At 50.5% G+C, this 18,400-nt stretch carries 17 protein-coding genes and 1 tRNA gene; 5 read left to right on the plus strand and 13 right to left on the minus strand.

Annotated features, from left to right (window positions below):
* Nucleotides 1–2: 2 nt before the first annotated feature.
* Nucleotides 3–1,280 (minus strand): anthranilate synthase component I family protein, encoded by a 1,278-nt coding sequence (locus ABXT50_RS04025; protein ID WP_415273618.1) that lies wholly within the window; start codon nt 1,278–1,280, stop codon nt 3–5.
* A gap of 33 nt (nt 1,281–1,313) precedes the next feature.
* Here ABXT50_RS04025 and ABXT50_RS04030 point away from each other — a divergent pair, with 33 nt between their 5' ends.
* The 3 genes from ABXT50_RS04030 (at nt 1,314) to ABXT50_RS04040 (ending at nt 5,946) form a co-directional block, all read left to right on the plus strand.
* Nucleotides 1,314–2,108: an aminotransferase class IV gene (locus ABXT50_RS04030; protein WP_415273619.1), complete on the plus strand. Its 795-nt coding sequence runs from the start codon at nt 1,314–1,316 to the stop codon at nt 2,106–2,108.
* 322 nt (nt 2,109–2,430) lie between these two features.
* Entirely contained in the window at nt 2,431–2,715 is a 285-nt protein-coding gene (locus ABXT50_RS04035) for a hypothetical protein (protein ID WP_415273620.1), read from the plus strand.
* Complete coding sequence (locus ABXT50_RS04040) at nt 2,716–5,946, plus strand: DNA polymerase III subunit alpha (protein WP_415273621.1); 3,231 nt, start codon at nt 2,716–2,718, stop codon at nt 5,944–5,946.
* On the opposite strand, the gene ABXT50_RS04045 is transcribed toward ABXT50_RS04040, so the two are convergent.
* Nucleotides 5,943–6,683 (minus strand): Bax inhibitor-1/YccA family membrane protein, encoded by a 741-nt coding sequence (locus tag ABXT50_RS04045; protein WP_050816757.1) that lies wholly within the window; start codon nt 6,681–6,683, stop codon nt 5,943–5,945. The two genes, ABXT50_RS04040 and ABXT50_RS04045, sit on opposite strands and share 4 nt — an antisense overlap.
* A gap of 893 nt (nt 6,684–7,576) precedes the next feature.
* Between ABXT50_RS04045 and ABXT50_RS04050 the strand changes: the two genes are divergently transcribed.
* A complete protein-coding gene (locus tag ABXT50_RS04050; RefSeq protein ID WP_415273622.1) occupies nt 7,577–9,091 on the plus strand; it encodes a protein adenylyltransferase SelO in 1,515 nt (504 codons plus the stop codon).
* A 169-nt stretch (nt 9,092–9,260) separates the two neighbouring features.
* Here ABXT50_RS04050 and ABXT50_RS04055 read toward each other — a convergent pair.
* The 11 genes from ABXT50_RS04055 to ABXT50_RS04105 all read right to left on the minus strand — a co-directional run bounded on the left by ABXT50_RS04055 (nt 9,261) and on the right by ABXT50_RS04105 (nt 17,646).
* Nucleotides 9,261–9,333 (minus strand) — tRNA-Ala (locus tag ABXT50_RS04055).
* 28 nt (nt 9,334–9,361) lie between these two features.
* Nucleotides 9,362–9,715: a ribosome silencing factor gene (gene rsfS / locus ABXT50_RS04060; protein WP_415273623.1), complete on the minus strand. Its 354-nt coding sequence runs from the start codon at nt 9,713–9,715 to the stop codon at nt 9,362–9,364.
* 4 nt (nt 9,716–9,719) lie between these two features.
* Nucleotides 9,720–10,529: a hypothetical protein gene (locus ABXT50_RS04065; RefSeq protein ID WP_415273624.1), complete on the minus strand. Its 810-nt coding sequence runs from the start codon at nt 10,527–10,529 to the stop codon at nt 9,720–9,722.
* The gene (gene nadD, locus ABXT50_RS04070; RefSeq protein WP_415273625.1) at nt 10,510–11,118 is read right to left on the minus strand and encodes a nicotinate-nucleotide adenylyltransferase; all 609 of its coding nucleotides are present in this window, start codon (nt 11,116–11,118) and stop codon (nt 10,510–10,512) included. Before nadD ends, ABXT50_RS04065 begins: the two co-directional genes overlap by 20 nt.
* A gap of 6 nt (nt 11,119–11,124) precedes the next feature.
* Nucleotides 11,125–11,307, minus strand: a complete 183-nt coding sequence (locus ABXT50_RS04075; protein ID WP_415273626.1) for a hypothetical protein — start codon at nt 11,305–11,307, stop codon at nt 11,125–11,127.
* Nucleotides 11,308–11,334: 27 nt separating this feature from the next.
* The gene (locus ABXT50_RS04080; protein WP_415273627.1) at nt 11,335–12,579 is read right to left on the minus strand and encodes a glutamate-5-semialdehyde dehydrogenase; all 1,245 of its coding nucleotides are present in this window, start codon (nt 12,577–12,579) and stop codon (nt 11,335–11,337) included.
* Nucleotides 12,580–12,588: 9 nt separating this feature from the next.
* Nucleotides 12,589–13,368: a glutamate 5-kinase gene (gene proB, locus ABXT50_RS04085; RefSeq protein WP_415273628.1), complete on the minus strand. Its 780-nt coding sequence runs from the start codon at nt 13,366–13,368 to the stop codon at nt 12,589–12,591.
* Entirely contained in the window at nt 13,365–14,858 is a 1,494-nt protein-coding gene (gene obgE, locus ABXT50_RS04090) for a GTPase ObgE (protein ID WP_415273629.1), read from the minus strand. The genes proB and obgE overlap by 4 nt, the downstream gene beginning before the upstream one ends.
* A gap of 60 nt (nt 14,859–14,918) precedes the next feature.
* Nucleotides 14,919–15,170, minus strand: coding sequence for a 50S ribosomal protein L27 (rpmA, locus tag ABXT50_RS04095; protein WP_040325248.1), 252 nt, complete (start codon nt 15,168–15,170; stop codon nt 14,919–14,921).
* A 14-nt stretch (nt 15,171–15,184) separates the two neighbouring features.
* A complete protein-coding gene (gene rplU, locus ABXT50_RS04100; protein WP_007542036.1) occupies nt 15,185–15,490 on the minus strand; it encodes a 50S ribosomal protein L21 in 306 nt (101 codons plus the stop codon).
* A 104-nt stretch (nt 15,491–15,594) separates the two neighbouring features.
* The gene (locus ABXT50_RS04105; RefSeq protein ID WP_415273630.1) at nt 15,595–17,646 is read right to left on the minus strand and encodes an Rne/Rng family ribonuclease; all 2,052 of its coding nucleotides are present in this window, start codon (nt 17,644–17,646) and stop codon (nt 15,595–15,597) included.
* A 182-nt stretch (nt 17,647–17,828) separates the two neighbouring features.
* Here ABXT50_RS04105 and ABXT50_RS04110 point away from each other — a divergent pair, with 182 nt between their 5' ends.
* A complete protein-coding gene (locus tag ABXT50_RS04110; protein WP_415273631.1) occupies nt 17,829–18,395 on the plus strand; it encodes a vitamin K epoxide reductase family protein in 567 nt (188 codons plus the stop codon).
* The last annotated feature ends 5 nt before the right edge of the window (nt 18,396–18,400 follow it).

Consider the following 18,400-nt stretch of genomic DNA (forward strand, 5'->3'; position numbering starts at 1 on the left):
GGTTACCAATTCACCGAGGCGCCCATTGCCTGAACTAGAGCTAGTGCCTTCAATTGCATTTCCGTGTGCTCGATTTCGGGATCCGATCCAGAGGTAATGCCCCCACCCACGGAAATGCTGACAGTTTGATTTTCGAAGATAGCCGTTCTAATAACCATTCCAAGATCCATGTCGCCTGATGGGCTGACCCAGCCAATCGCACCCGAATAAGCACCTCTGGGCCTATTCTCGAGCTCCGAAATTAATGCGCAGGCCCTAATTTTTGGAGCACCGGTCATTGAACCACCCGGGAACAAAGCGCTCAGCGCGTCAAAGCCAGTCTTAGCATTCGCCAGCTCGCCGGCAACATCAGATTCAAGTTGATGGACGGTCGAATATGACCGCAGCGCCAATAGAGACTCGACCGTGATTGATTGAGCCGTACAGACCAAAGACAGATCATTTCTGATCAAATCAACAATCATTAGGTTTTCTGCTCGCTCTTTCTCATCGGCCCCGAGCGATGCCTGCAAGGCCGAATCGATTTCAGGATCACTCGATCGAGCACGAGTCCCCTTGATGGGTGAACTGGTGACCCTCACCCCAGAGACTGTCAAGAATCTTTCAGGAGAAATACTCAAATAACTAACGCCACCTACTTTTAGATAGCTGCAGTAGGGCGCGCCATGGTCTTTTCTGAGTCGAAGAAACAACGCAAGTGGATCCCCAACATAACCCCCCGACAGTTCAGTTGTCAGGCAGAGCTGGTAGATCTCACCTTTGGCGATTTGATCTTTAGCCTTTTCGATATTTGAAAGATAATCAGCCTTAGCATCCTTGACTTCAAAGATGGCCGCGGTAGCAGCGTCGTGATTAAGCGCATAGTTGGCCGCATCTCCCCCGGACAAAGCCAAACGTAACAGGGCGGCATGAAACCATTCCGCGAAAGATCCCTTATCTGCAAACTCTCCAACAAAAAACATGGCGCGATTGTCGTGATCGTAGACAAAGGCCCTGTCCACCTCAATGCCCGATACAACCAGTGGTCCTTTTTCGGGTAGTTCATATTCAATGACGCCAACGAAGCCCGGTCGAAAACCAAACGGCAAGTTGTGATTTTGCTCATTTTTGGCATACTCCGGCAACTGGGAAGTCCTTGGTCCGGAGCCAATTATCGAAAATCGAGCGTCATGGTGATGCTCCCGGTCGAGCCAGAATGAGTTTGGTTTGCTCCCGAAAAAAGCCACGAAAGTATCGGGCACGGGGCTCCACCCTGCTATGCGTTCATAATAAAGTGGCATCTAATCCTTTTTCAGCCCCGTACTCTAGACAAGATGAGCGTAACTGGAGATTTCTTTCAATTCACCGGCGGTGAGCTGAATCCGATTGACCACGCCATACCAACCACTCTTAGCGTGGCAGACAGCTGGCTGGTTTCCAACGGTTCAACCCGAGTTATCGAACGGCACTTTGCGCGGTTTTCTGGTTCAGTTACCAAAATACAGCAGCAGGACCTGAGCGGCTTTTTTGAAGCCGTCGTGTCCGCAATTCCGTTGCAAGGTGATTGGTTTCCAAGAATCGAATTTCGCAAGGAACAAAACCCTGGTGAGCAGTTATTTTTCCGACTCCGTCAAGCACCGATTAGGACTCTTACCTGCTCTCTATGGTCACTAGACGAGCCTGACCCTCGGGTTGACGCTCAAGTCAAGGGCCCTGATCTCTCGGTTTGCCAAAAGCTTAGAAGAAAAGCTAACCTCCATGGCGCCGACGAAGCGGTCATTCTCGATGCCAACGGGAACGTTGCAGATGGAGCGCTGTCGTCAATCGTTTGGTGGCGCGACGACGTGCTTTGCGGACCTGATAATTCAACTGAGTGGCTTCCATCCATCACCAGAGAAATTGTTTTCGAGATGGCAAATCAGGCAGGATTCGAAACTGCCTTCGTGAATTCGAAGCCAGAGGACCTAGCGGGCTGCGAAGTGTGGAGCCTCTCAGCGCTTCAGGGCATCAGAGGCGTAAGTCATTGGCAAAACATTCCGATCTCAAACCTAAAAAGGCTCAGCTCATTTCGCAAACGCCTAGCTCTTCTCACCAACTCTTCCCAAAGCGACGACCTTTCGATTGCCTAATAAAAACCAGATGGTCTTTGAGTTTGTCGCTCGAAGGCTATTAGCGTGCCCAACCTCCTGAATGCTTTCTTAGGCCTTGTTAGTTTTAGGCTAGCTACGAGCCATTAGAGGCAAACCTCAAGGCAGCCGCCTTTGCTGGAATCGAAATCTTGCAAAGATGCACCGGAAGAATTGATTGGTTTTTAGATTTTTTGAGCCCTGGGAATAGTAAAAAACAAAAAACTGAGCCATAACTTCCAGGCAATTTTGTAAATGTCTTAGCTAAGACTTACACTTCTAACTATTCGAACACTTGTTCGAATAGTTAGAAGGGGCGCTAGCTTTGGAAACAGAATTAGTCACCGGTGTCGTGCTTGATGCTGACGGTGCTCCGGCTTGCTTTACCTGGCGCAATGCTCTCTTTTTGACCACATCCCGTCCAGTTCGTTGGTACTCCAGATCACTCTGGTGGCAACATGCAGGTCAGGCCCACCCCGGTCAGGGCCAAAACCTGGTTGAGACAGAAATGTGGCGCTTGTGGGCGGCAAGCCCTAACGATAGATACTTTTTCCAGCTAAGGCACCAAATGCCCGATGACAACTGGGAAATTGAGCAAGCCGCGCCCTAAATGAGCTTCACTCATCTAAATGTTAGCTCCGCCTTCTCCGCCCACTATGGCGTAAACAGACCTGAGCAGCTTTGTGCGGCCGCAAGCTCAATGGGCTGTGAATCTTTAGCAATAACTGATCGAGACGGCCTCTACGGGGCAATAAAGCATATAGGAGCTTGCATATCTAGAGGCATAGCTCCGATCGTGGGTGTCAGCCTAGAAGTGACCGCAGATAAATCCCTGGGTCGCGTTCTGATTCTGGCTCACGGAAACAACTCAGGCAGGGGCTGGGCGACACTATGCCGCATCATCTCTCAAGCGCAGGAGCGAAAAGGCGGGAAAAAAGATGTCTCGATAAAAATTAGTGACCTTGCTGGCTTTTTCAAGGAAGAAACTTCCTGCACGATATTGGTTGGCCTTGAAAGCTCCCTAGCTGATGCTGTGCTCACCTCCAAAACCAGTGCACGTGACTTAGCGACGATGTGGCGAGAGTATTTTCCAGCCTCGGCTGCACTTGCCATCGAAGTAGTGAATCACATGACTGAGCCCGGTAAATTAGGTTCCGCACAGCACGCAAAGGCAATGTTTGATCTGGCAAAAACAGTTGGTATTCCTCCGGTTATAACCAACGCGGTTCGCTACATAGAGCCGGATGGTGCCCTGACCGCAGATATTTTAGATTCCGCAAGATATTTGGAACCTCTAGGCCTATTTACCCCCCAGCCAAACGCCCAGGCCTGGCTAAAGCCATCACATCGGATGGCAACACTCGCGCTAGAGGTAACCGAAGACACCAATGAGTCAGTGGCGCTTCTAAGAGCAACAGAACTTCTAGCTCAAAAGTGCTCCCTAGATCCAATTGGCGATTGTGGCTGGAACCAGCCGAAGACTCCAGAGCAATCTTCGCTTGGGGTGACAGAAAACCCCTTCGAAGTTCTCTGGCAAAGAAGTCATGCTGCAATTAGCTTGCGCTACCCAGGAATCAAGGCAGCCGAACTTGCAACTGTTCAGCATCGACTCTCCAAGGAGTTGATAGCGGTAAACAAGCTTGGGTTTGCAACCTACTTTCTAACGGTTGCCGATGTGGCTCAAATGATTAGAGACATGCGCATAAGAATTGCGGCGAGAGGTTCCGGCGCTGGCTCTTTAATCAACTACTTGCTGGGCATAAGCAGCGTTGACCCAATAGAAGAGGGCCTGCTATTCGAAAGATTTCTTTCAACAGAACGCAGCACCTTGCCAGACATAGACATTGATGTTGAATCTGCTAGGCGACACGAGATTTATCGCGCGATCTTTCGGCGCTACGGCGGTAAACGAGTGACCCTACTTTCAATGCAGTCCACCTATCGAGGCAGGGGTGCAGTCAGAGACGGTGGAATGGCACTTGGATTAGACGACCAGCAGGTTGACGAGATTGCTAAAAACATGTGGCGATTTTCGGCAAAAAACTTTCGGTCAGAAATGTCGAATAAGCCCGAGCTTGCAAACTTTTCCAAGCTCACCGAATCTGACCGCAAGCTAAACCTGCTGGTTGATATAACCCAGCGACTAGATAGGTTGCCTAGGCACATTTCAATGCACCCCTGCGGCGTGATTTTAGGAAACTCAAGACTTCTTGACCTAACCCCAACCGAACCGAGCGGGATGGGCTTACCTATGAGCCAGTTTGATAAAGACGACATGGACCCCATGGGCTTTCTAAAGCTAGACGTACTAGGCGTGCGGATGCAAAGTGCAATGGCCTACACAATAAAGGAGATCAAACGAGTCAAAAATATTGACCTCGATTTAGACAAAGTCACAAGAGATGATCCCGCCGTCTACAAGATGATCAGGACCACCAACACCCTGGGGTTGTTTCAAATCGAAAGCCCAGGTCAAAGAGAGCTCACCGGCAAACATCAACCAACCAAGTTCAATGACCTCACAATGCAGATTTCACTCTTCAGACCGGGGCCAATGAAGGGCAACATGATTAAGCCCTACCTTGATGGCAGACACGGATTTATCCAACCGGACTACATGCATCCAGATCTTCATGACATCCTCAAAGAAAGCTACGGAGTAGTGGTCTTTCATGAGCAGCTGATGCGCATAATGCAGGTAATGACGGGTTGCTCATTAGCCAGGGCTGATGAGATGCGTCGACAGCTGGGTAAGCCAGATAAGGCTCGTATAGTTCAGCGCTACTTCAAAAAGTCAGCCGCCGCCAGAGATTACACTCCTGCCGTAATCGATCGCGTGTGGTCAATCCTCGAAGGCTTTGGAAGCTTTGGATTCTGCAAGGCACACGGCGCTGCGTTTGCAGTCCCCACGTATCATTCGGCTTGGCTAAAAACTCACTACCCCACCGAGTTCATAGCTGGACTGCTGACGCACGACCCTGGAATGTACCCAAGAAGATTGCTGCTCGCGGAAGCTAGAAGATTGGGAGTTCAACTTCTTGGAATTGACGTAAATTATTCAACCAGTCAGTACGTTGTCCAGAAAAGTGGCAAAGAGCTTGGAGTGAGGGTCTCACTCGGTGAAATTTCCGGTATCTCAAGACCTGAGATGGATCGAATAATTTGCGAGCAACCCTACACAGATGTGACTGACTTCTATCTGAGAGCCAGGCCTTCGAGGAGAACTCTAGAGCGCCTTGCACTAGTGGGCGCGCTGGACACAATAGCCGGAGTATCGAATGAAGAATCGATCCACAACCGAAGTGATCTCCTGGTAAAGGTTAGACAGATCAGCTCAAAGGCTGCGCCCAAAATTGATAAAAATCAGCTGGCATTTGACCTAACAAACCTTGATCAATTACCAGTGGGCAACACTGCGCCCACCAGGCAACAAAAACTTGAAGCCGAAATGGCTGTTACCGGGATGGACATCTCCGAGCACCAGATTCAAAAGTTCCAGCAGATGCTAGAAGAGATGGGAGTTGTGCGGGCAAGTGAAGTTGGCTCGCTAAGGAGCAACACCGAGGTTCTGGTGGCCGGAGTCCGAATTGCTACCCAAACTCCACCTATGCGCAGTGGCAAGAGGGTCGTATTTATTAGCCTGGACGACGGATCCGGCATTGCAGATGCCACCTTCTTTGACGAGGCACAACGTCGATGCAGCCAGTTGTTGTTTCAAAATAAGCTGCTTCTAATATCTGGAAAAACTCGCCGTACCGGAGTGCGAGGGGTTTCAATACTTGCCGAAAACGCTTGGGACCTTCGCCAGCTATGGCAGCAATGGGAGAAACGGGCCTCTTAGTTTTGGTTGAAAATAGAAAGCAATCGAAGAATCTCAACGTATAGCCAGATGAGAGTGGCCGTCAGACCAAATGCAGCTCGCCACTCCATCTCCTCGGGCCAGCCCTGGCTAACGCCCTGGCTAATAACCTCAAAGTCGAGATTCAAAGTGAACGCAGCTAGGCCTACTCCAACCAAGGCAATTAGCCAACCGAATGGTGAGCTGTAAATACTTATGCCGGCAAACATTGCGAACCCGAGGTTTACAAGCGCAAAGACAAGATAGCCAGTCACCGCAAAAGTCATGAATCGAGTAAAGCGCTGGTTTACTTTTATCCACCCAAAACGGTAGGCCGCAAACATCGTGCCGGCAGTTGCAAAGGTTCCAATAACAGCAGTCTGCACAATTCCGGGGTAGAAAGACTCCAACAGGCCACTAATGCTGCCGATGAAAACGCCCTGAACCAACGCGTATGCCATGTAAAGACCTGGACGGACCTTCTTGCTGAAACTTGCCCAAAGACCAAGACCTAAGCCGACGAACATTGCAGGGAAAAATAGGGAGTAAAGCTCCAAGTACCAAGTCGCACCTGCTCCAACCAGTACTGCCAAAAACATGCCTAGGACCTTTGAGGTAGTTCCCGCCATGGTCATGGGCTTCGAGGTCATGCGATCAAATTCAACGTTGACTTGATTCTGGTTCGCAGAGGCTAGTCCGGAACGCATGCTTTGGTTGAAAGCAGGATTATGAGAGGCCACTTCTACCCTTTCTTGGAGGTATATAACTTTGAGGAAGTCTAAGTCAGATTACTGAAAATTTGCTGGAAATCATCGCCATTATTTACAACTTTATGTTCATAAATCGCTTGATAAAAACCAAACAAGATCGACAGAAAAACTTGCAGACGCAAACTCAGTATGAGAAACACACGGTGGGGTCCTATGGGAATGATGCCCAAAACCACGGTAAGCCTGGGGCTAGCTCACGAAACGAACAAAATTGCGCGCTAGCGGGCGTGTTATTTGGCATCCCGCGTCTAGCATGAAGGGGTGAGTTACCCATTGCCAGCGCCCAAGCACTTTCTTTCGAGCGCCCCACTCGGCATTCGGGTGGTCGTCAGATACCGCATCGACGGCGGGCTGACGGATGCTCTGGGCGAGCTGGTGGGAAAGTCCGACGGCGAGTGCACCGTCCGCACCCGACGCTCCGACGTTGTGATTGCACTACCGCTAGTGGTGGCCGCCAAGGAAGTGCCTCCCGCCCCGCCGCGACGAACGCCGCGGGCTGCAGTGTCCTAAGCGGGCCGACGTGTCGAAAGACCCCGGCATCTCCAACACCAGGCTGTATCGGTGAGTACCGGCCATCAGCCTCTAATTACAGTCTGCTAAAGAAATATTGTGCGTTTCCGCGAACCGGCTCCTAAAAGGGCAACTAAGTCTCTAGGGGTAAGGTCATCATGGTTATCCGCTTCGCTCGGTAAAAAATCGAAAGGGAAACCAAATATAAAAAAGTATCGGCGAGGAATCTAATACCTCTACCCTTTGCTTGAACTATGAGGGCTAGAAAATAAGCAATAAAAGGCGATGTGATAATCTTCTAGTAAGTCTCTCGAGCTATGAAAAGGCTTATTGACCGGCATTAATGGGAAATTATGAATACCAATCGAACCGCCACTGGCGAAAATCCAATCTGTTTTCAGCACTATAGAGATCTACCTAGAGAAATGTTTGCTGAATCCATACCTGTTCCGACGGCCTCACCGTCACTAATTGAGCTCAACAAGAACCTACTGAGGCAGTTAGGCATCGACGCTAGTTGGTTTAACAGTGAACAGGCTTTGTCAATCCTTTCGGGTAGCAGTATTAATGATGACAATCGCCCAATCGCGTTGGCCTACTCGGGTCATCAGTTTGGTCATTGGTCGCCAACACTGGGCGACGGCCGCGCGCACATGTTGGGGCAGGTAAAGACTGCTGAAGGAAAGTATCTCGATTTTCAACTCAAGGGGTCAGGTCGAAGTCAGTTTTCTCGAGGTGGCGATGGTCGAGCAACCTTGGGTTCGGTGATGCGAGAATATTTGCTGAGTGAAGCGATGGCGGGTTTAGGTATTGCAACCACTCGGTCGATTGCTATGTTGGCGACCGGAGATTCAGTCGCACGGGAGCAACTAAACCCCGGAGCTATATTGGTGCGTTCGGCACAGAGCCACTTGCGTGTGGGCAGTTTTCAATTCGCTAATGCTCAGGCAGCAAACACGCGGTCTTTCCAGTCGCAACCAGTAACAAGTGGTGTAAAAGCGTTAGCTGATTTCACTATTGCAAAACATTTCCCCGAACTGGAGCAATCGACGTCAAAATATCTTGATTTATTATCTGCCGTTGGCAAAAGACAAGCCGAACTCATCGCTGAATGGATGCTTGTTGGCTTTATCCACGGTGTTATGAATACCGATAACGTGTCAATTGTTGGTGAAACCATCGACTTCGGGCCCTGTGCTTTTATGGATGAATTTAGCCCCAAAAAAGTGTTCAGTTCAATCGATACTCAGGGCCGTTACGCTTGGGACCAACAGCCAGCGATTGCTCAATGGAATTTGACTCGATTGGCCGAGACATTGTTATCGCTATTTGATGAAGATCAAGAAAAATCTATTGAACTGGCGCAACAGTGCCTTTCGGAATTTATGCCGCAGTTTCAAAAGGCTTATCAATCGGGGTTAACACAGAAATTCGGCTTTCCTGACAGCAATGAACAAACCAAGCAACTCACCAGCGAGTTTCTAGCCGCGATGGCTCGGAACGGTGTTGATTTCACGGTTTTTTTCAGTAGCCTGACCCAGGTGGCTGAAGGTGAGTCGGATCAAGTCGTCATTAATCTATTTGAGGATTCAGACGTCGTGACTGCGTTGATTAAACAATGGCAGGAACTGCGGGCAAAAGATAACGAGACTTTATCGTCTATGCGCCAAGCAAACCCGGCAGTCATTGCGAGGAATCATCAGGTGCAGTTTGCTATTGACGCCGCGGTTGAAAATAATGACTTTTTACCCTTCAGACGCTTATGTCGGGTTTTGGCTAATCCTTATCAAATTGACCCAGCTGACGAAGACTTAATGACACCACCAAAATTCGAAGAAAGAGTTACTCAAACATTTTGTGGCACTTAGTCATCGTCATCTATGTCAGATGCCGAATTGACAGCGGATTGACGGCTGAGATGGGGCATCACATGGGATCAGTGACAAGAGCTACCGGAAGTGTGGCTCAAGAGAATTTTCTTAGAAGGCTTGCTCGCTGACATCGAAATGGACTCCAATTGCAGTCTGCCTTACACGGTGGACCTGAGGGGACTCGAACCCCTGACCCCCTGCATGCCATGCAGGTGCGCTACCAGCTGCGCCACAGGCCCGTGAAGTGCCTAAGTCTACACAAAAAAACTAGGCAGTTGGGACAACCGGACAATCACTCCAGAGGCGCTCTAGGGAGTAAAATTCGCGCTCCTGCTCGTGCATAACGTGAACGATTAGATCTCCAAAATCAAGTAAAATCCATCGGCCGGTCTGCCTACCCTCGCGAAAGCGAGCCTTCACCTTTTGCTTTAGCAACTCATCTTCAATGGCGTCTCCAATTGCCTGAGCCTGACGCTCATTGGTAGCGCTAATCATCAAGAAGACCTCTGCAAGCGCGAATGGCTCGGTGACATCCAAGGCAACTATGTTCTCTCCAAGCTTGTCGGAGGCTGCTTTCGATGCGGTTTTAACTAGTGAAATAGTGTCTTTGCTTGCTGGCAAGTACTTAGCCTCCTATGGCCCCGAGAATGGTAATACTGGCAAGTATGGCAGCAATTGCAAGAACTAGCGCGCAGACAGCTAGAGCCCACGGCTTCCACCATCCCCTTCGCAGCACAGATTGAGGCACTACGCCGATGGATGCGCGCTGGTCAATTAGGTCCAGGGCGCTTATCGGACTAACGGTCGACACCACGCCAAAAACGCTCTCCCGATCTTGAGAAATTCCGTCTAAGTCAAAACCCGCAGTATGCGCTCCAGTGGCTGGGTCTGAAACTATAGAAATAGATCCGGTTGTGAATATTTCGCCAGTGTCCATTGGCAGCGAAATTGCTTCGGTCATCCCCTCAAGGATTATTGACTGAGTACTGGGTTCGGCAAATAAGTTCACTCCAGTAAACAGCTGCTCCTCGGGCGCCTCAATCGCGCTGAGCCTTGACTCATCCTCAGCGAAAGCGACAGCAGAATCCTCAACAACGCTCGCCGAAGAATCCCGGAGACTACGCCTTGAAGGCGCATGGAAACCGGAGGCCTTTTCGAGTGCGGGCGCCTCTGAGTTGATGCCACGAAAGAAATGCGGTGTGCTGTTTCGGTCCGATGGACCGAGAAGACCTTGCTCGCGCATCTGTCTGCGTGACATCGGTGGGGACTCGACCTCGATTTGATCGGTTGACTCAGGGACGAGATCAGTGCTCTTGTCTTGAAATGGTAGTTGATTCAGTACCGGATGTTTATTCGGGCCAGAAGCAGCATTTTCGCTGGAGGTTCCCGCTCTCTCAAGCTCTCTTAGCTCGCGCCTAGTCATGGGAGTTGTCATGGCTCCCCTCGTAAAGCTTGTGCTTGCCGATGTACTGGACCACGCCGTCGGGAACTAGGTACCAAATTGGCTTATTCGCTCCAGCTCGCTGCCGGATGTTTGTAGAAGAAATTGAAAGAGCAGGTACTTCCAATACAGAGATGTTGCCCTCCGGAGCTTCCGGAAGTTCGAGGTTGTGACCTGGACGGCTTACAGCTATGAATTCGGCCATGGGCCAGATTTCGTCAATTTCTTTCCAGGCTAGTATTTGTGCAATGGCGTCCGCGCCCGAGATGAAAAATAGATCGGCATCGGGCATCAGAGCGGAAAGATCGCGAAGAGTGTCTACGGTGTAAGTGACCCCTGGTCGGTCTATGTCAATTCGACTAACCGTGAACTGAGGATTAGCGGCAGTCGCGATAACCGTCATTAGATAACGGTGTTCTGCGGAGCTAACGGCTTTTTTGTGCCACGGCTGACCGGTTGGAACAAAGATCACTTCGTCCAAGCTCAAAACCGAGGCGACTTCGCTGGCCGCGACTAGGTGACCGTGATGAATTGGGTCAAAAGTTCCACCCATCACACCAATGCGCCGTCGCTTGGAAGTCATCTTGGACTAATGACCGGCCTTGGAGCCCGACTCCTTGTGAGAATGCCTGTTTGCAACGTCTCGATAAGACCACGTGATTGCGGCCAGAACCAGGAATGAGGCAAACGCAATGACCCCAAACAGCAACGCTGGAATCGGCAGTTCGGTGTGATGAATAATCACACCTTCCTCAAATAATATGGAAATCATGTTGTGGCTCCTTCTTCGTCCCTTAGTTTAGCTTCGGACTTGTCCGCTTCCGCGAACCAACCACTTGGTTGATGTTAATTCCCGCAGACCCATTGGACCCCGAGCGTGAAGTTTTTGAGTGGAAATCCCGACTTCAGCACCAAAGCCGAACTCTCCCCCGTCGGTAAACCTCGTAGAGGAGTTGACCATAACTACCGAGGAATCCACTTCGGAAAGGAATCGTTCTGCGTTTAGAGAATCGGAAGTCAGGATCGAATCTGTGTGCTTGGTTGAGAACTTGGCGATGTGCGTCAGCGCGGAATCTAAATCAGCAATGACGCGTATGGCCAAATCCAAGCTCAAATACTCGGTAGCCCAATCATCGTCTGTTGCAGACATCGCGTCTGGGATATGCAGCAAAGTCTGATCACAGCCATGGACTGTGACTCCGTTTTCCTTCAATTCTTTTCCGAGTGCCGGAAGAATCTTTTCCGCTACATCAGCGTGCACAAGCAATGTCTCCAGAGAGTTACATACCGAAGGGCGCTGAACCTTAGAGTTGATAATAATAGGAATCGCCGTGGCTAGATCTGCCGAGGCGTCCACGAAAATATGCACCACACCGTCTCCGGTTTCAATTACAGGGACGGTGGATTCAGTCACAACTGTTCGAATAAGGCTCGCGGATCCGCGAGGGATTAGAACATCAACCAGACCGTTAGCCTTCATAAGCTCAACGGCACCATCTCTGCCAAAAGGATCAACAGTGGAAACAGCGGACTTCGGTAATCCTGTTTTTTCTAGTCCGGCTTGGATGACCGAAATTAGGCTTTTATTGGTGTTTTCGGCAGCACTGCCGCCTCTTAGCACGGCGCAATTTCCGCTCTTGATTGCTAGGCCTGCAATGTCAATTGTCACGTTTGGCCGAGCCTCGTAGATGCAGCCGATCACGCCAAACGGTACCCTGATCTGCTGAACCAGTAAGCCATTCGGTAGCGTCATGCCCCGAACCGACTCTCCGATTGGATCATCTAGTTGAGCGATTTTCCTAAGAGAAGTGGCTAACGAAGATACCCTCGCCTGATCAAGGCGCAATCTATCCTGAAGTGCCTGACTTACATCATTTTTTTGCGCCGCCGACATGTCAAGCTCATTTGCCGCAATTATTAAGGCTGAATTCTTTTCAAGCTCTGACGCGATGGTCTCAAGCGCTTGATTTTTCGCCGAGCTGTTTGCTCTACCCATCGCAGCTGAGGCTGCCTTGGCCTCTTGCAGAAGTTGCTGAACGCTCATCCTGAAATCCTAGCTCTTAGGTCCGGGCTCAAACCAAGTGTGCTTGCAGTCACCCTCAATCAGCTGACTGACACTGTCACTGGATGTCAGAATCACTCCGACAGAGGCCTCAGTCGCCAATTTGGCAGCTGAAAGTTTTGTTAGTGCACCCCCGGTTCCGTAACCGGTCGAGGTTCCGGATACTTCGACCCAAGATAAGTCCGAACCGAAAGCTACAACCGGAATATGCTCAGAACCCTCTTCCTGCGGAGGCTTACTGTAGAGGCCATCGACATCGCTTAGCAGAATCATAAGATCGACCTTTGCCAACTTTGAGACTCTGGCCGCAAGCTGATCATTGTCGCCAAATCGGATCTCATTTGTTGCAACCGAATCGTTCTCATTGATTATTGGTAAAACTTTTATCTCCAGAAGTCTTTCGAGTGCGCGCAGGGCATTCAGCGAAGTAACTTCTTGATCCAAATTCTCAACCGTTAGAAGTATTTGCCCCGGCATCAGATTGTGACGCTCAAGAGACTTTTCGTACCGACTCATTAGCTTTGCCTGGCCAATGCTCGCTAATGCCTGCGATGTTGGCAAATCCTCGGCTTTGACTGTAAGACCGATGAATGGGGCAGCCGTTGCGATTGCTCCGGAGCTCACCACGATAACGTCCTTACCCAGAGCTATTAACCCGGCGCTCAAATCAACGATCTTGTCTAGATTGGAATAGTTTTCACCGGTTATGGAACTCGATCCGACTTTGATGAGAATTCTGCTGGCTGATGCAATGCGTTCAGAGGTCTTCACTCTTGGTCTTCTTCTATGAAGACGCTAGCCTCGCGGACCGCAGCGCGCTCTTCACGACCCTTCGCGCGCTGATCCATCATTGCGTAGTATTCTCCACGTCGTTGTTCGTTCGTTCTTCGCTTTTCGTCTTCCCCTAGGCCAATACCATCGGCCAGTTCCGCAACTGAATCAATCAATGGATCCCAGTCAAAAACGACACCATTTTCTTCACCGATGATTACGGTGGAGCCGCGCTTCGCACCTTTTCTCACAAGCTCGTCCTCTATACCGATTTTTCGAAGTCGTTCGGCCAGATATCCAACAGCCTCTGTGTTCCCAAAATGCGTTTGTGCGACCCATCGCTCCGGCTTGGAACCAATGATTCGAAACACATCTTCGCCAGAAATAGATTCTTTGCGCACTATGTAGCTTGAGTCCTCGGCCTTGGTGGGAATCAGTGAGAATCTCTTTTGGGCTCCGACAACCTTGCCCTCGCGCTCCTTTAGAACCACCGCACTAAGGGCGAAGTTAAGTTCCTTCAGTCCTTCGTGAGTGGCTGTTGAGACCGCAAATACTGGATAGCCCATGGCCTCTAGTTCCTCAGTCACAAAAGCTGCCAATTCCTTAGCGTCCGGGATGTCGATTTTATTTAGGGCAATCAGCTGAGGTCGCTCATTCAGAGGCGTCTGCCCGTCGGGCACCTGGTAGTCACGCAGTTCACCGAGGATGACCTTCAGGTCAGTCAGAGGATCTCTGCCCGGCTCCATGGTGGCGCAGTCGATAACGTGCAATAGCGCGCTACATCTTTCTACGTGCCTCAAAAACTCAAGCCCTAGGCCCTTGCCTTGACTTGCCCCCTCTATCAGACCCGGGACGTCAGCGACGGTATACCTTTGCTCTCCAGCCTGAACCACCCCAAGGTTTGGGTGAAGAGTGGTGAATGGATAATCCGCAATTTTTGGACGAGCTGAGCTCATCGAGGCGATTAAAGAACTCTTTCCAGCACTGGGGAATCCTACAAAAGCGATGTCGGCGACAACCTTGAGTTCGAGGATTACCTCGCCCTTCCAGCCGGGGACACCTAAGAGGTGGAAACCAGGAGCAATTCTCTTTTGGTTAGACAGTGCATCGTTGCCGAGGCCTCCCTGTCCGCCCTGGGCGACAACGATCTCCATCCCAACCGAGTCCAAATCAGCCAGCAATTTGCCTCGAGCGTCTTTCACGACAGTACCTACTGGAACCTTGAGAACGATGTCGCCGCCGTGTGCGCCGTTCCTGTAATCGCCCGCTCCAGATGTGCCATTGAGTCCAGTGCGGTGAGGGCGATGATGGTAGTCAAGCAGTGTCGTGGTATTTACGTCCGAAATTAGCGAAATAGTGCCGCCATCGCCACCATTGGCACCGTCCGGACCAGCAAGTGGTTTAAATTTCTCACGTTTTGTGCTCGTGCATCCGTCTCCGCCGTTGCCCGCGGATAGGTGCAGGGTTACTTGATCAACAAAAGTGACCATTTTTCCCTCCCTACAAAAAAAGGCGAACCCGGTCCAGGTTCGCCTTTTTGCCTAATCCTGTTACAGGGTGACGATGTTTACTACTCGTCGGCCTGCCTTTGCGCCAAATTTGACTGCGCCTGCCGCAAGTGCGAACAAAGTGTCGTCCTTACCTCGGCCAACATTTACTCCCGGGTGGAAGTGAGTGCCACGCTGGCGAACAATTATTTCGCCGGCATTCACTGCCTGACCGTCGTGACGCTTTACGCCAAGACGCTGAGAGTTCGAGTCGCGGCCGTTACGTGTGGAGCTAACTCCCTTTTTGGATGCCATTGTCTAACTCCTAGTTACTTGATCTCTGTGACCTGGACGCGAGTCAAGTCTTGACGGTGACCCTGGCGCTTCTTGTATCCGGTCTTGTTTTTGTATTTTTGAATCGAAATCTTTGGGCCTCGCAACTGGTCAAGAACCTCTGCAACAACCTTAACCTTGGAAAGAGACTGTGAGTCTGAGGTGACTTTGTCACCATCGACCAACAAAACAGCCGGTAGCTCAATGGAGCCCGAAGACGCCTTGATGCGGTTCATGGTCACAATGGTGCCGACCTCAACCTTTTCCTGGCGTCCACCAGCTCGAACAATTGCGTAAACCACTTTATGACCTAACTATTAGGGGAAATCTTGTTGAACCACAGAACGTGAGCAACAGCCTCGAAGTTTAGCAACTAAACCGCGAGTGAGCAACACGCAACCGCGTTTTACTCGGTTGTAATTGAGAGCTTACCTGCTGAGGTCGCACGTCTACGCTTTGGCTTGGGCACATTCTCGGCCTCTGGAAGCGAATCAAGCACAGCGTTAAGGATTTCAGTCGTACCTTCTGGCTCCTTCTTTGCCTGAAGAACCGCTTCATCACTCGAATGACCGGCACTCGCGATCTGGTTCACTACGTTCTTGAATGCGTCAGCTTGCTCGGCCGTCACAATTTTTTTGACCACAGTCGGCTTAGCCTTCTCTTTTTTCTTGGTTCGCTTGTTCTCAGAGACTTCCGGCATCCTGAACCTCGGCTCGTCGTGAACCACTACACCTCTTCCAGCACAGCAGTCACAGGGCTCTGAGAAAGTTTCAAGTAATCCGAGACCAATTTTCTTTCTTGTCATCTGGACAAGTCCAAGTGATGTAATTTCGCCGACCTGGTTTTTAGTTCGATCCCTTGATAGGCACTCCAAAAGGCGTCTTCGAACCATCTCCTGGTTTGACTCTTGAATCATGTCAATAAAGTCCACCACGACGATTCCGCCAATGTCGCGCAACCGTAGCTGTCGAACGAGTTCCTCAGCCGCCTCCAGGTTGTTCTTCGTGACCGTCTCTTCGAGGTTTCCTCCAGATCCGATAAATTTGCCGGTGTTCACATCCACAACCGTCATAGCCTCGGTTCGATCAATCACCAGAGATCCTCCGGAGGGAAGGAAGACCTTCCTGTCCAAAGCCTTGATAATTTGATCCCCGAGTCGATAGTTATCGAACACGTCCTCGCTAGAGGTGTACTGGACCAGACGCTCAATTAGTTCAGGCGCCACAGATTCCAGATACTGTCTGATTGTCTCTAGGGACTCTTCTCCCGAAACAACTAGCTCCGTGAAGTCTTCGTTGAATACGTCTCGAATGATTTTTACCAGCAGGTCTGGTTCGCTGTGGAGGAGCGTTGGTGCTTTGCCCTTTGCTACCTCGCTGTTTATGTTCTCCCACTGCATCTTTAGTCTCTCAACGTCAAGAGTGAGTTGATCTTCAGTGGCACCCTCCGCAGCCGTTCTCACGATGACTCCGGCGTCTTCGGGCAAAGAGTGCTTCAAAATTTGCTTTAGTCGCTGCCTCTCGCCTTCGGGTAGCTTCCTCGAAATTCCAGACATGTTGCCACCAGGAACGTAAACCAGGAAGCGTCCGGGAAGCGAGATTTGCGAGGTGAGCCTTGCTCCTTTTTGGCCAACCGGGTCCTTAGTTACTTGAACCAAGACTTGGTCGCCAGACTTTAGTGCTAGCTCAATTCTTCTGGGTTGGTTTCCGGTTTCAGCGGCGTCCCAATCCACCTCACCCGAATACAAGACGGCGTTTCGGCCACGTCCGATGTCGACGAACGCGGCTTCCATGGAAGGCAGTACGTTCTGCACTTTGCCAAGATAAACATTTCCAATAAGTGAGCCGCCCTGGCTTTCGGCTACGTAATGCTCAACCAAGAGGCCGTCTTCGAGAACTCCGATTTGAACCCGAGCGTCCTTCTCTCGAACAACCATTCGACGATCAACAGATTCTCTTCTTGCTAAAAACTCAGACTCGGTAACTGCAGTCCTGCGGCGCCCGGTATCCCGCGAATCCTTACGGCGCTGGCGCTTTGCGGCAACCCTCGTCGACCCCGAATCTTTTTCTTCGACCGGTTCGTCCGTGGTGTTTTGCGTGGCGTTTTGAGCGGTGTTTTGCTTGGCTTCACCCTCGGGCTTGTTTCGCTGTCTGGTTCTACTCGGAGCGGACCTGGTCGGAGCAGACCTAGTCGGGGCTTCAACGTTCTCCTCCTCAGCCAGCTTGCCGCTTCGAGGATTTACTTTTGGAGTGGGGAGGTCTGGTGCCTGAAAGATGAGCTGAATGCTCATTGGCTTCTTAGGCTCGTCTTTCATTTCCACAACTTTTGGCGCAGCTTCTTTTTTCACTGCTGGTTTTTTAGCGACTACTTTTTTGTCGACTGTTTTTTCATCGGCGACTTTTTTGACAGCCGCCTTTTTTGGAACTGCTTTTTCTGGAATATCTTTGTTCTCAGCCACTTATGCCTCTGTAGCCCTTAGGTTCACACCCGCCGGGCCTGTTCTAATGATTCAAGCCTCAGCCGGAATCTAATTCTTATTCTTCGGGGCATATCGCTCTCCGAAAAAAATCTTTGATGTAAGTGTGAATACATCTTTCGTAAGTATGCCATGACTTGTTACCAAAATGCGATAATTGCTCCATGCTATTTCCGATTGCCCTTATCTCAATGGGTGTTATGGGCTGGATCGCTAGCTTCGGCCTGACGCTCGAACGACTCCATGTCGCCGAAAATCCCGGGGCCAGCGCATCTTGCGACATCTCCCCCATCCTGAGCTGCAAGTCCGTAATGCTCAGCGAACAGGCTGCTCTTCTGGGCTTTCCGAATCCGCTAATCGGTGTAGCCGCGTTTATTGCGCCGATCTTGGTAGGAATGGCGATTCTAGCCGGAGCAAAGTTTGCACCATGGTTCTGGAGACTGTTTCTGATAGGGCACGTATTCGCTCTTGGTTTCACCGTCTGGCTATTTACGCAGTCTGCCTACGTAATCGGCTCCCTTTGCATTTACTGCATGGTGGCTTGGGCAGCAACAATCCCGCTGTTCTGGATGATTTTAGGCAAAACCATGAAAGATGGAAATTTGGGCAAGAACGAAAAGCTCGGGGATTTTATTTTTTCATGGAGCTGGGTTCTTACCCTGATGAGCTACCTAATTTTGATTGTCTTGATCTTGATTCAGTTCTGGGACTACTGGATAACCCTTATTTAGACCGA

Source organism: Aquiluna sp. Uisw_065 (assembly GCF_047731275.1).
GTDB lineage: Bacteria > Actinomycetota > Actinomycetes > Actinomycetales > Microbacteriaceae > Aquiluna.